At 69.3% G+C, this 12,901-nt stretch carries 8 protein-coding genes; 5 read left to right on the forward strand and 3 right to left on the reverse strand.

The window, feature by feature from the left end; translation table 11 throughout:
* The first annotated feature begins 33 nt into the window (after window positions 1-33).
* Window positions 34-1,074: an alanine racemase gene (locus NFU81_RS13395; protein ID WP_251489273.1), complete on the forward strand. Its 1,041-nt coding sequence runs from the start codon at window positions 34-36 to the stop codon at window positions 1,072-1,074.
* On the opposite strand, the gene NFU81_RS13400 is transcribed toward NFU81_RS13395, so the two are convergent.
* Together NFU81_RS13400 and NFU81_RS40820 are read right to left on the reverse strand one after the other, a co-directional pair.
* Window positions 1,062-2,534: a glycosyltransferase family 87 protein gene (locus NFU81_RS13400; protein ID WP_251489275.1), complete on the reverse strand. Its 1,473-nt coding sequence runs from the start codon at window positions 2,532-2,534 to the stop codon at window positions 1,062-1,064. The two genes, NFU81_RS13395 and NFU81_RS13400, sit on opposite strands and share 13 nt — an antisense overlap.
* A gap of 87 nt (window positions 2,535-2,621) precedes the next feature.
* A complete protein-coding gene (locus tag NFU81_RS40820; protein ID WP_274036918.1) occupies window positions 2,622-5,366 on the reverse strand; it encodes a transglycosylase domain-containing protein in 2,745 nt (914 codons plus the stop codon).
* Between the two features lie 341 nt (window positions 5,367-5,707).
* Between NFU81_RS40820 and NFU81_RS13410 the strand changes: the two genes are divergently transcribed.
* The 3 genes from NFU81_RS13410 to NFU81_RS13420 all read left to right on the forward strand — a co-directional run bounded on the left by NFU81_RS13410 (window position 5,708) and on the right by NFU81_RS13420 (window position 8,877).
* A complete protein-coding gene (locus tag NFU81_RS13410) occupies window positions 5,708-6,352 on the forward strand; it encodes a PadR family transcriptional regulator (protein WP_251489277.1) in 645 nt (214 codons plus the stop codon).
* A 23-nt stretch (window positions 6,353-6,375) separates the two neighbouring features.
* Window positions 6,376-7,458: an inositol-3-phosphate synthase gene (locus NFU81_RS13415; RefSeq protein WP_251489279.1), complete on the forward strand. Its 1,083-nt coding sequence runs from the start codon at window positions 6,376-6,378 to the stop codon at window positions 7,456-7,458.
* A gap of 111 nt (window positions 7,459-7,569) precedes the next feature.
* A complete protein-coding gene (locus tag NFU81_RS13420; protein WP_251489280.1) occupies window positions 7,570-8,877 on the forward strand; it encodes an MFS transporter in 1,308 nt (435 codons plus the stop codon).
* Between the two features lie 40 nt (window positions 8,878-8,917).
* On the opposite strand, the gene NFU81_RS13425 is transcribed toward NFU81_RS13420, so the two are convergent.
* Window positions 8,918-10,387 (reverse strand): CCA tRNA nucleotidyltransferase, encoded by a 1,470-nt coding sequence (locus NFU81_RS13425; protein WP_274036914.1) that lies wholly within the window; start codon window positions 10,385-10,387, stop codon window positions 8,918-8,920.
* A 177-nt stretch (window positions 10,388-10,564) separates the two neighbouring features.
* Between NFU81_RS13425 and NFU81_RS13430 the strand changes: the two genes are divergently transcribed.
* Complete coding sequence (locus NFU81_RS13430; RefSeq protein ID WP_274036913.1) at window positions 10,565-12,886, forward strand: DUF6049 family protein; 2,322 nt, start codon at window positions 10,565-10,567, stop codon at window positions 12,884-12,886.
* Window positions 12,887-12,901: the final 15 nt, after the last annotated feature.

Below are 12,901 nucleotides of genomic sequence, written 5' to 3' on the forward strand. Positions count from 1 at the left end.
CGGCCGACGCTCACCAGGAAGGTCCTCCAGGCCATGGCGCTCACCCTGTATGTCGACACCGCACGCTGGCGTGCCCACCAGCAGCAGGTGGCCGACCAATTCCCCGGCCTCGTCCCGGTCTGCAAGGGGAACGGCTACGGCTTCGGCCACGAGCGGCTGGCCGACGAGGCCACCCGGCTGCGCTCCGACATGCTCGCCGTGGGCACGACGTACGAAGCGGCCAGGATCAAGGACTACTTCGGCGGCGACATCCTCGTGCTGACCCCCTACCGGCTCGGCGAGGAGCCGGTGCCGCTGCCGGACCGGGCGATCCGCTCGGTGTCCTCGGTGGAGGGCGTGCGCGGGCTGGTCGGCGCCCGGGTCGTCATCGAGGTGATGAGCTCGATGCGGCGGCACGGCGTGGCCGAGGAGGACCTGGGCAAGCTGCACACCGCGATCGACGACGTACGCCTGGAGGGCTTCGCCATCCACCTGCCGCTGGACCGCACCGACGGCAGCGACGCCGTGGAGGAGGTCTTCGCGTGGATGGAGCGGCTGCGAGCGGCCCGGCTGCCGCTGCACACGATGTTCGTCAGCCACCTGAAGGCCACCGAGCAGGCGGCGCTCCAGCAGCAGTTCCCGCAGACCCGTTTCCGCGCCAGGATCGGCACCCGGATGTGGCTCGGCGACCACGACGCGACCGAGTACCGCGGCGCCGTCCTGGACGTGACGCGGATCGCCAAGGGCGAGCGCTACGGCTACCGGCAGGAGAAGGCCGCGGACAACGGCCACCTGGTTGTCGTGGCCGGCGGCACCTCGCACGGGGTGGGCCTGGAGGCGCCCAAGGCGCTGCACGGCCTGATGCCGCGCGCCAAGGGGGTGGCCAGGGCCGGCCTGGCCACCGTCAACCGCAACCTGTCGCCGTTCGTGTGGGCCGGCAAGCAGCGGTGGTTCGCCGAGCCGCCGCACATGCAGGTCTCGATCCTCTTCCTGCCGGGCGACGTGGCACCGCCGGCGGTCGGTGACGAGCTGGTGGCGCACCTGCGGCACACCACCACCCAGTTCGACCGGATCGTGGACCGTCAGGCGTCGTAGGCCGGGGCGGGCTGCTGCTCGGCCTCCTCGGCCAGGAAACCCAGGACGAAGGCGTCCTCGGCCCCGTCGAGCACCCCGCCCACCGGGTCGTCCTCGCCGTTCTGCCGCAGGACGTCGTGCTCCGGCCGCAGGATGTCCCTGATGATGACCCCGCACAGGTAGAGCACGCCCACCAGGTGCAGCGCGACCGCCAGGTGGTAGCCGTCGGCGGACAGGCCGTGGTGCTTGGTGCCGCCGGTGACGTAGGCCAGCTGCATCCAGATCGCGATGAAGTAGAGCACCTCGGCGCCCTGCCAGATCAGCAGGTCGCGCCAGCGCGGCCGGGCGAGCACGGCCAGCGGCAGCAGCCACAGGACGTACTGCGGCGAGTAGACCTTGTTGCTGACGATGAGGGCGGCCACCACCAGGAAGGCGATCTGGCCGAGCCGCGGCCGGCGGGGCGCGTAGAAGGTCAGGGCCGCGATACCCGCGCACAGCAGGATCAGCAGGGCGGCGACGTACGCGCTGACGCCGGTGAGCGGGTTGCCGGTGCGCTGCATGATGATCAGCCACACCGAGCCGTAGTCGACGCCCCGGGTGCGGCTGTAGGAGTAGAACTCCCCCCAGCCCGATCTGGCCAGCAGGATCACCGGCAGGTTGACGGCCAGCCAGGCGCACACCGCGCCGGCCAGTGTCGCGGCGAAGGCCCGCATCCTGCCCGCACGCAGGCAGAGCAGGCCCAACGCGAGCAGGAGGAGGACCGGGTAGAGCTTGGCCGCTGCGGCCAGGCCGATCAGCACACCGGCGGCCACCGGCCGGCTGCGGGACCACAGCAGCAGGCCCGCGGCGGCCAGCGCCACCGCGAAGAGGTCCCAGTTGATCGTCGCGGACAGCGCGAGCGCGGGGGACAGGGCGATGAAAAGGCCGTCCCAGGGCCGCCGCCGGTTGGTGCGGGAGACCAGCAGCACGAGCGCGATCGCGCAGAGCAGCAGCATCCCCGAGTTCACGATCCAGTAGATCTGCGACCGGTGCTCCATGCTGCCGCCGTGCGGGGTCAGCCAGGAGGCGACCTCCATGAAGAGCCCGGTGAGGACCGGGTACTCCAGGTGGTGGAAGCCGCTGCCGGACAGTGACCCGGGAATGCTGTCGAAGTACGGCACCACGTCGGCGGCGAAACCGCGGTCGTGGTAGAGGTGCGGGATGTCGGAGTAGCAGGCGTGGATGTACTGCGGGTCGCCGCCCTGGAACCAGGCGCCGTTGTAGCAGGGCACCTTCTGCACCATGCCGAGCGCGAACATCCCGATGACGATCAGGACCATCACCCGCAGGGCGTTCCACCAGCGGTGGCCGCCGGTCTCGGCGTGTTTGCCGGCCGGGCCGCCGATGAGTTCGCTCGCCGTGGCGGCCAGTGGATCCTCATCGGTGGGACGCACCGGAAGCTCCTGCCGGTCGTCCTCTTCGCGATCGCGCACGCTCGTCATGCCGACATCCTGCCGTACCGGGCTATGGGTGCAGCAGACCCCGTGGCGGTCGTGATGTCTCCCGACCGCCACGGGGTCCTGTGCGGCTCAGCCGCCGTTGGGTGCTCCGTTGGCTCCCCCGTTGTTACGACCCGGTGGACTGGTCGTCGGCGTGGCCGTCGGTGAGGTCGGCGGCGTCGTGTTGCAGTTCGGGTTGAACAGCCCGCACTGCGGCGTCGTGGGCGTCTGGGTCGGGGTCGTCGGCGGCGTCCACGTCGGGGTGTTGGTGGGCGGGGTGTTGGTGGGCGGGGTGTTGGTGGGCGGCGGGGGCGGGGTGGTCGGCGGCGGCGTCGTCATGGACGGCGTCGGCGTCGGAGCGCCCGACTCGTTGATCGTCTTGCCGTCACCGAGCTTGCCCGGGGTCGGGAAGCCGGGGTCGGGCTGGTTGCCCAGGGCCGCCTTCATGTAGTCGGTCCACATGGTCGCCGGGATGTCACCACCGTGGGTGGTCGACGTGGGGCCACCGGTACCGGCCATCGGCAGCAGCTTGGACGCCTTGCTGTCCTGCCGGAACATCACGACCGAGGTCGACAGCTGCTGGGTGTAGCCGACGAACCACGCCGACCGGGTACCGCCCGGGGTGTCGGTGGTGCCGGTCTTGCCGGCCGCGGTGCGGCCCAGTTCCAGCGCCTTCTTACCCGTGCCCTTCTTCACCACGTTCTGCAGCACCTTGGTCACGGTGTCCGCCACGTCGGGGTCCAGCGCGGGGGTCTTGGTGCGCTTCGGCTTCTGGAAGTGCGAGTCGTCGTCGCCGTCGTGGACCACCTTGGTCACCGAGTAGGGCTCCACCGCGTCGCCGGAGTCGGCGAAAGTGCCGTACGCGTTCGCCATCCGGATCGCGCTGGGTGTCGCGGTGCCGATGGAGTACGAGGCGACCATGTCTCCCATGTGGGCGTAGTCCCCGAGCAGCCCGGCCTTGACGGCCGTCTCCTTGACCTTGTTCAGGCCCACGTCCTCGCCGAGCTGGACGAAGGGGGAGTTGATCGACTCCTCCATCGCCTTGTTCAAGGTGACGTAGCCCCACTTGGTACCGGACTCGTTCTTCTGTTTGAAGATGCTGTGGTCTTTGTTCTCGACCCAGTCGCCGTTGTGGTCCTTGATCGGGATCAGGTCGTTCGCGTTGTACTTGCTGTCCGGCGTCAGCGGTTTGTTGTCGCTGTAGTTGGTGCCGTACGTCATGGCCGCGGCGAGCACGAACGGCTTGAACGTCGACCCGACAGGGACGCCCTGGGTGTCGGCGTTGTTGTTGAACTCGCCCTTGTCCATTCCGGCGCCGCCGTAGATGGCCACGATCTTGCCGTCACCCGGGACCACCGAGGCGGCACCGAACTGCACGTTGGTGTCGGCGTCACCGCCGAACTCCTTCTGCTGGTCACCGGTGTACTTGTGGCCTTCGCCCGGCTTGATCCGCTGCGCCCTGACCGTCTCGACGGAGGTCTTCAGCTCGTTGACCTTGTCCTTCTCGAAGGTCGTGTAGATCTGATAGCCGCCGCGGTCCAGGTCTTCCTTGGTGATCGCGGGCTTGGAGTGCTGCTCGACGTAGTGGTTCGCCGTGTCGACGAGGTAGCCGATCTGACCGTTCATGCCGGCCTGCGCCTTGAGGCCCTGCGGCATCGGGAACTTCGTGTACTTCGCCCGCTCGACCGCCGTCATGTGGCCGAACCTGACCTCGTTGTCGAGGATCGACGCCCAGCGCGACGTGGCCCTGGCGGTGTTCGCCGCGGCGTTCGCGGCCGGGTCGATGCTCGGGTTGCCGTTGGGGTCGTAGTACGTCGGGCCCTTGAGCAGCGTGGCGAGCATCGCGCACTGGCTGGGGTTCAGCTTCTCCGCGTCGACGCCGTAGTACGTCTGCGCCGCCGCCTGGATGCCGTAGGCGTTCCGGCCGAAGTAGGAGGTGTTCAGGTAGCCGGTGATGATCTCGTTCTTGCTGAACTTGGCGCCGACCTTTATGGAGATGAACAGCTCTTTGAACTTGCGGCTGATGGTCTGCGACTGGTCGAGCATGGTGTTCTTGACGTACTGCTGGGTGATCGTCGAGCCGCCCTGCGTCTCGCCGCCCTTGGCCATGTTGAACAGCGCGCGGGCGATACCCATCGGGTCGACGCCCGAGTCGGTCTCGAAGGTCTTGTTCTCCGCGGAGATCACCGCATAGCGCATGGCCTTGGGGATCTTCTCGTACGGGACGTTCTGCCGGTTGACGCTGCCGCCACCGGTGACCATGCGGGTGCCGTCGGCCCAGTAGTAGACGTTGTTCTGGGCTTCGGACGCCTTGTTCACGTCCGGGACGTCGACCATGGCGTAGGCGATGCCCACGATGCCCACGAGCGTGCCGACGAAGCCGACGGCGACCGCAGTGACCTGCCGCCAGGAGGGCATCCAGTGGCGCCAGCCCTCCTTGCCGAAGCGCGGGTAGTCGATGAAGCGCTTCTTGGTGGGTCGCCGGCCGGGGCCGCGACCGCCACGGCCTTCTGCGCCGGCACCGCCGGGACCGCTGCCCGCGCCTCTGCGCCGTCCTGCGGCCCGTCCTCCCTGGGCCGCGCGGCGTGCCGCGGCTCTGCCCTGGTACGGCTCGTCGCCACCGGAACCGCGGGACGGCCCGGCGGGCGAACCGCCGTGGGCGCCGCTGGGGGAACCGGTCGGTGTATCGCGTTCGCTACGCGCTCCGGCGGGGGGACCGCCTGCGGCACGGCGGCCGCCTGACGGCGGGGGCGTCGGCTGCTGTCCCCCGCGCCGGGCGGCAGCACGGCCGCCGGCAGGCGACTGCGGCGGCGGCTTGCGACGGTGCTCGCTCATGAACAGCTACTCCTCGACAGGCGGGATCGCCTGAAGGCATCGGTGACAATCCGGTCGGTCCCCCTGCATGCGGCTGTGTCAGGCCGCACCGCACCCAGGATCAAGACGCGCGCCGACGGCGCAGGGTTCCCGGTGCTCTGCATGGCGAACAGAGTACGCACGACCAAAAGACACATGATGCGAACGTTCTTCACATAACGGACCGTTGGCAGCTCACAGGTTTGAGGATGTGACGCCGGTCACCACCTGCCGTCTTGCATGATGTCTCGCGCCGTTCTATCGTCGCGATGTATCGACTCGATACATCGGATCGGAAGAAGCGCGAACGAGGGGACGAGGGATTGAGCAAGCGCTCCGGAATCCTCGAATTCGCGGTTCTCGGTCTGCTGCGCGAGTCGCCGATGCATGGGTACGAGCTGCGCAAGCGGCTCAACACCTCGCTCGGGGTGTTCCGCGCCTTCAGCTACGGGAGCCTCTATCCGTGCCTGAAGACGCTGGTCACCCTCGGGTGGCTGGTCGAGGAGCCTGCGGTGGACCTGGGTCCGTCCGCGGCGCCACTGGCCGGCCGCCGGGCGAAGATCGTCTACCGGCTGACCGCCGCGGGCAAGGAGCACTTCGAGGAGCTGCTGGCGCACTCGGGTCCCGATGCCTGGGAGGACGAGCACTTCGCCGCTCGGTTCGCCTTCTTCGGCCAGACGTCCAAGGACGTCAGGATGCGGGTGCTCGAAGGGCGGCGCAGCCGCCTGGAGGAGCGCCTGGAGAAGATGCGCGCCTCGCTGGTCCGCACCCGCGAGAGGCTCGACGACTACACGCTGGAGCTGCAACGGCACGGCATGGAGTCGGTGGAGCGCGAGGTGCGCTGGCTCAACGAGCTGATCGAGACCGAGCGGGCCGGACGCTCCGAGCGGCCGGCCGACGAGCGGGACGACAACGACAACACCAACCAAGAGAACGGCGGCCGACCCGAAGCCCGGGGAACCGCGTGACGATTACACAGGGAGCAACGGGTATGGGTTCGGTTCGCGTAGCCATCGTGGGTGTGGGCAACTGCGCCACGTCGCTGGTACAGGGAGTCGAGTACTACAAGGACGCGGACCCGGAGTCCCGGGTGCCGGGTCTGATGCACGTCCAGTTCGGCGAGTACCACGTGCGTGACGTCGAGTTCGTGGCCGCCTTCGATGTCGACGCGAAGAAGGTCGGCCTCGACGTCGCGGACGCCATCGGCGCCAGCGAGAACAACACCATCAAGATCTGCGACGTGCCGCAGACCGGCGTGACCGTCCAGCGCGGCCACACCCTCGACGGCCTCGGCAAGTACTACCGGGAGACCATCGAGGAGTCCGACGAGGCTCCGGTCGACGTCGTCCAGGTGCTCAAGGACCGCAACGTCGACGTGCTGGTCTGCTACCTGCCCGTCGGCTCCGAGGCCGCGGCGAAGTTCTACGCCCAGTGCGCCATCGACGCCAAGGTCGCCTTCGTCAACGCCCTCCCGGTCTTCATCGCCGGCACCAAGGAGTGGGCGGACAAGTTCACCGAGGCCGGTGTGCCGATCGTCGGTGACGACATCAAGTCCCAGGTGGGCGCCACCATCACGCACCGCGTGATGGCCAAGCTCTTCGAGGACCGCGGCGTCATCCTCGAGCGCACCATGCAGCTGAACGTCGGCGGCAACATGGACTTCAAGAACATGCTCGAGCGCGAGCGCCTGGAGTCCAAGAAGATCTCCAAGACGCAGGCCGTCACCTCGCAGATCCCGGACCGCGACCTGGGCGCCAAGAACGTCCACATCGGCCCGTCCGACTACGTCCAGTGGCTCGACGACCGCAAGTGGGCCTACGTCCGCCTCGAGGGCCGCGCCTTCGGTGACGTCCCGCTGAACCTGGAGTACAAGCTGGAGGTCTGGGACTCCCCGAACTCCGCGGGCGTCATCATCGACGCGGTGCGTGCCGCGAAGATCGCCAAGGACCGCGGCATCGGTGGCCCGATCCTCTCGGCGTCCTCGTACTTCATGAAGTCCCCGCCGGTGCAGTACTTCGACGACGAGGCTCGCGAGAACGTGGAGAAGTTCATCCGCGGCGAGGTCGAGCGCTGAACAGCCGGCCGGCTGTGCGGTACTGAGGCGCGCAGGCGCCGACAGACGGATTAACGAGGAAGGCCCCGGGTCGCAGACCCGGGGCCTTCCTCGTCGTGTGAGGCTGTGCGCATGGGCCTTCTGCGCGATCTTCGCGTCCTGCTGCGGCTGCCGGACTTCCGCCGGCTGCTGGGCGTACGGCTGCTGTCGCAGCTCTCCGACGGTGTCTTCCAGGTCGCGCTGGCCGCCTATGTGGTCTTCTCGCCGGAGAAGCAGGCCTCACCGGCCGCGGTCGCGTCCGCGATGGCCGTCCTGCTGCTCCCCTACTCCCTGGTCGGCCCCTTCACCGGTGTGCTGCTCGACCGCTGGCGCCGCCGTCAGGTGCTGCTGTACTGCAACCTGCTGCGTGCGGTGCTGTCCTGCGGCACTGCGGGGCTGATCCTGCTGGGAGTTCCGGACTGGCTGTTCTATCTGTCCGCCCTGTCGGTGACCGCGGTCAACCGCTTCGTGCTGGCCGGGCTGTCCGCCGCGCTGCCGCGGGTGGTCGACCAGGACCGGCTGGTGACCGCCAACGCGCTCTCGCCGACAGCGGGCACCCTCGCGGCGACCGTGGGCGGCGGCACCGCCTTCGTGGTGCACCTCTTCGCATCAGAAGGGGACGGGGCCAACGCCGCCACGGTGCTGCTCGGCGCCCTGCTCTACCTGTGCGCGGGACTGGCCTCACTGACCCTGGGCCGCGACCTGCTCGGCCCCGACCCTGACCGGGTCCGCCCGCGGTTCGCCACCGCGCTGGCCGGCACCGCCCAGGGGCTGTACGCCGGGCTGCGGCATCTGCATCGCCGCCCGGCGGCCGCCCGGGCGATGGCCGCGATGACCGCGATGCGTTTCTGCTTCGGCGCTCTGACGGTGACGCTGCTGATGCTCTGCCGCTACGCCTGGTCCGACCCGTCCGACACCGACGCGGGCCTCGGCCTGCTGGGCGTCGCGGTGGGCCTGTCGGCGGCCGGCTTCTTCGTGGCGGCGCTCGTCACCCCCTGGGCCACCGCCCGGGTCGGCACCGCCGGCTGGATCACCGTCTGCTCGGCGGCCTCGGCGCTGATGCTGCCGCCGCTGGCGCTGTCCTTCACGATCGGCCCGATGATGTTCGCCGCCTTCGCGCTGGGCGTCACCACCCAGGGCGCCAAGATCGCCACCGACACCGTCATCCAGTCCCAGGTGGACGACGCCTACCGCGGCCGGGTCTTCTCGCTCTACGACGTCGTGTTCAACGTGGCGTTCGTCGGCGCCGCCGCGATCGCGGCGCTGGCCCTGCCCGCCGACGGACGCTCGATCGGGCTGATCGTGGCACTGGCGCTGATCTACGCCGCCACCGCGGTCGGGATACTGCGGGAGCGCGATGTTTCACGTGGAACATCGCACGCGGGCACCCCGACCCGATGACGGCGAAGTGCCCTCACCGGGCGATGTTCCACGTGGAACATCACGTGGCGGACTGCGCCGCCCACCACTCCCGCAGGGCCGCTGTCGCGGCCTCCTCGCCCAGCGGGCCGTTCTCCAACCGCAGTTCCAGCAGGTGCTGGTAGGCCTTGCCCACCGCCGGCCCCGGGGCGATCCCGAGCACCGTCATGATCTGGTTGCCGTCCAGGTCGGGCCGGATCGCGTCCAGCTCCTCCTGCTCCTGGAGCTCGGCGATCCGCTGCTCAAGGCCGTCGTACGTCCGGGACAGCGCCGCCGCCTTGCGCTTGTTGCGGGTCGTGCAGTCCGACCGGGTCAGCTTGTGCAGCCGCTCCAGCAGCGGACCGGCGTCCCGCACGTAGCGCCGCACCGCGGAGTCGGTCCACTCACCGCTGCCGTAACCGTGGAAGCGCAGGTGCAGCTCGACCAGCCGCGAGACGTCCTTCACCAGCTCGTTGGGGTACTTCAGCTGGAGCATCCGCGTCTTGGTGAGCTTGGCGCCGACCATCTCGTGGTGGTGGAAGGAGACCCGGCCGTCCGGTTCGAAGCGCCGGGTCTTCGGCTTGCCGATGTCGTGCAGCAGCGCGGCCAGCCGCAGCACCAGGTCCGGCCCCTCGGTCTCCAGGTCGATGGCCTGCTCCAGCACCGTCAGGGTGTGCTCGTAGACGTCCTTGTGCCGGAAGTGCTCGTCTCGCTCCAGCCGCAGTGCCGACAGCTCGGGCAGCACCCGGTCCGCGAGACCGGTCTCCACCAGCAGGCGCAGCCCCTTGCGCGGGTGGTCGGACACGACGAGCTTGTTCAGCTCGTCCCGCACCCGCTCGGCCGAGACGATGTCGATCCGCTCGGCCATCGCGGTCATCGCCGCGACCACCTCGGGGGCGACCTCGAAGTCCAGCTGCGCCGCGAAGCGGGCCGCACGCAGCATCCGCAACGGGTCGTCGGAGAAGGACGACTCGGGGGAGCCGGGAGTGCGCAGCAGCCGGGCAGCGAGGTCGTCCAGGCCGCCGTAGGGGTCGATGAAGTCGTTGCCCGGCAGCCCCACCGCCATGGAGTTCACCGTGAAGTCCCGGCGGACCAGGTCCTCCTCGATGGTGTCGCCGTAGGACACCTCCGGCTTGCGCGAGGTCCTGTCGTACGCCTCGCTGCGGTAGGTGGTCACCTCGATCTGGAAACTGCGGACCCGGCCCTCGGTGTCCTGGGCCTTCTTCATGCCGCCGACGGTACCGAAGGCGATACCGACCTCCCACACCGAGTCCGCCCACGGCCGCAGGATCTTCAGTACCTGCTCGGGGCGCGCGTCGGTGGTGAAGTCCAGGTCGTTGCCGAGCCGGCCCAGCAGGGTGTCCCGTACGGAGCCGCCGACCAGTGCGAGGGCGAACCCGGCAGCGCGGAAGCGGTGGCCCAGCTCCTCGGCTACGGGCTCGACCCGGTGGTGGGCCGCCCGTCCGGCTCGCGGGGGCTGCGGAGTCTGAGCGGCATCGTTGGCATTCGGCACAACGTAAAAGGGTACGGGTCCGCGACCACCGCCCGCGCACGCGTTTCACGGCCTTGTACCAAGGAGCAGTCCGCAGCACTTCGACACAGCGCCGATCGTTAACATGCCAACACGCACATCCGATGGACCACCGGCGACAGACGATCAGCTACACACACGACGAGGACGGGCGAACGCGTGGGCGAGGCGGCACAGTCACCCGGGAAACCCCCGTCCCCGGCGAGGCGCCGGGCAGCACGGGCCGTCGCACTGGTGACGGGAGCCACACTGCTCACCGGGCTCCTCCAGGCGACCGGGGCGGCGCCCTCGCATGCCGCGGCCGGCAGCGGCTCGCGCACCGCCACGGTCTCGGTGAATTCGCTCACGCCCCGCGTCCCGGTCAAGGGCCAGTCGATCACCATCTCCGGGCAGCTGGAGAACGACGGCAAGTCCGCCATCACCGACGCCCACGTCGGCCTCAGGATGCCCTGGGGCGGCGCGCTGAGCACCCGCAGCTCCATCAAGGGCGCCACCTCGCGCACCGGCTACAGCAACGCCGACGACGGCGACGAGATCCCCGACCACATCAGCAAGGTGGCGGATATCCCGGCCGGCGGGCACCTGTCGTACTCCCTCACCGTTCCGGTCTCCGCACTCGATCTGTCGGACGCGGGCGTCTACCAGCTGGGGGTGACGCTGGACGGACAGACGAAATCCGACCCCAGCCCGCATGTGCTGGGCATCAAGCGGACCTTCCTGCCCTGGTACGGCGACGAGGTCACCAGCACCACCAAGCAGACCAGGATCAGCTACCTGTGGCCGCTCACCGACGTGTCGCACATCGCCCCGCGCGGTGACACCGACTCCCAGGTGAGCCCGATCTTCATGGACGACCAGCTGGCCACCGAGCTGGGTCCCGGCGGCCGGCTGCGGCAGATGGTCGACCTGGCCAGGAACCTCCCGGTGACCTGGGTCATCGATCCCGACCTGCTCGCCACCGTGGAGTTCATGACGAAGGGGTACCGGGTCGCGGGCCCGGGCGGCGACCTCGCCAAGACCACACCGGGCACCGGCGACACCGTCGCCAAGCAGTGGCTGAACGACCTCAGGACCGCGGTGGCCGGCGAGCAGGTCATCGCGCTGCCCTTCGGCGACACCGACATCGCCTCGCTGGCGCACCACGGGCGGAACGTGCCCGGCGCCCTCACCCACCTCAAGACCGGTACCGCCCTCGGACTCACCACCACCCAGACCATCTTCGGCGGAACCCAGACAGCGGACGTGGCCTGGCCCGTCGACGGCGCCATCGACCCGTCCATCGTCTCGGTGGCCCGCGCCGGCGGCGCCAAGCGGATCATCGCCCGCAGCGACACCTTCAGCGAGGGCGACCTCAGCTACACCCCGAACGCGGCCCGCCCGATCGGCGGCGGCACCACCGCGGTGGTCGCCGACGCGACGCTGTCCACCGCCTTCACCGGCACTCTGGGCAACCAGCAGCAGACCAACCTCGCGGTGCAGAGCTTCATCGCGCAGACCCTCATGATCACCATGGAGGCGCCGGAGAAGCAGCGCAACGTGGTGGTCGCGCCGCAGCGGATGCCCACCGTCGCGCAGGCACAGGCGATGGCCGAGGCGATCCACGACACCACAACGGCGCCCTGGGTCTCCCCGGTGTCCTTCGACGACGCGGCCAAGGCGCACCCCGACACCCGCGCCAACACCAAGGTGCCGTCGAGCAAGGCCTACCCGAGCAGCCTGCGCAAGCGGGAGCTGCCCACCGGGGCCTTCAAGCAGATCCAGCAGACCCAGCTCCACCTGAACGACTTCGTGGTCATCCTCACCCAGCAGAACCGGGTGACGGTGCCGTTCAGGAACGCGGTGCTGCGCTCGCTGTCCACCAGCTGGCGCGGCGACCCCGCAGGCGAGGAGGCCTACCAGAAGGCGATCGGCCTCTACCTGACGGACCTGATCGGGGCGGTGCACATCATCCCGAAGACCGCGCTGACCCTGTCCGGGCGCAGCGGGACCATCCCGGTCACGGTGAAGAACGAGCTGGGCCAGCCGGTGAAGGGCCTGGTGCTGCGGCTCAAGTCGGGCGCCAACATCCGGCTGGAGATCAAGGAGTCCGACCAGCCGATCACCATCGAGGGCGGCCACACCCGTACCCTGAAGTTCCAGACCACGGCCAGTGCCAACGGCACGGTCCAGGTGATTGCACAGCTCTACACCGAGAACAAGGGGCTGTACGGCACCGCTCAGCCCTTCGATGTCCACATCAACAAGGTCACCGACCTGGTGATGCTCATCATCGGGGCCGGGCTGCTCCTGCTGGTGCTGGCAGGCGTGCGGATCTACCGGCAGCGCAAGCGGCGGGGTGACGGAGGCGACGGCGAGGACGGGGACGACGGGGACGACGACGAGGCGGACGGTACGGACTCAGGGCAGCCGGGTGACCCTGCCGCTGACACCGGGCAGGAAAGCCAGGAGCAGTCCCCGACAGGTGAGAAAGTGGACGGGTAGCCGGCGGACAATAAG

Origin of the sequence: Actinacidiphila cocklensis (genome assembly GCF_907177275.1) — a bacterium.
Classification (GTDB): Bacteria; Actinomycetota; Actinomycetes; order Streptomycetales; family Streptomycetaceae; genus Actinacidiphila; species Actinacidiphila cocklensis.

Coding starts and splice junctions, on each gene's coding strand:
- NFU81_RS40820 (WP_274036918.1), bottom strand. CDS start 5,366: ATGAGCGAGCACCGTCGCAAGCCGCCGCCGCAGTCGCCTGCCGGCGGC.
- NFU81_RS13400 (WP_251489275.1), bottom strand. CDS start 2,534: ATGACGAGCGTGCGCGATCGCGAAGAGGACGACCGGCAGGAGCTTCCG.
- NFU81_RS13420 (WP_251489280.1), top strand. CDS start 7,570: ATGGGCCTTCTGCGCGATCTTCGCGTCCTGCTGCGGCTGCCGGACTTC.
- NFU81_RS13395 (WP_251489273.1), top strand. CDS start 34: ATGGCGCTCACCCTGTATGTCGACACCGCACGCTGGCGTGCCCACCAG.
- NFU81_RS13415 (WP_251489279.1), top strand. CDS start 6,376: ATGGGTTCGGTTCGCGTAGCCATCGTGGGTGTGGGCAACTGCGCCACG.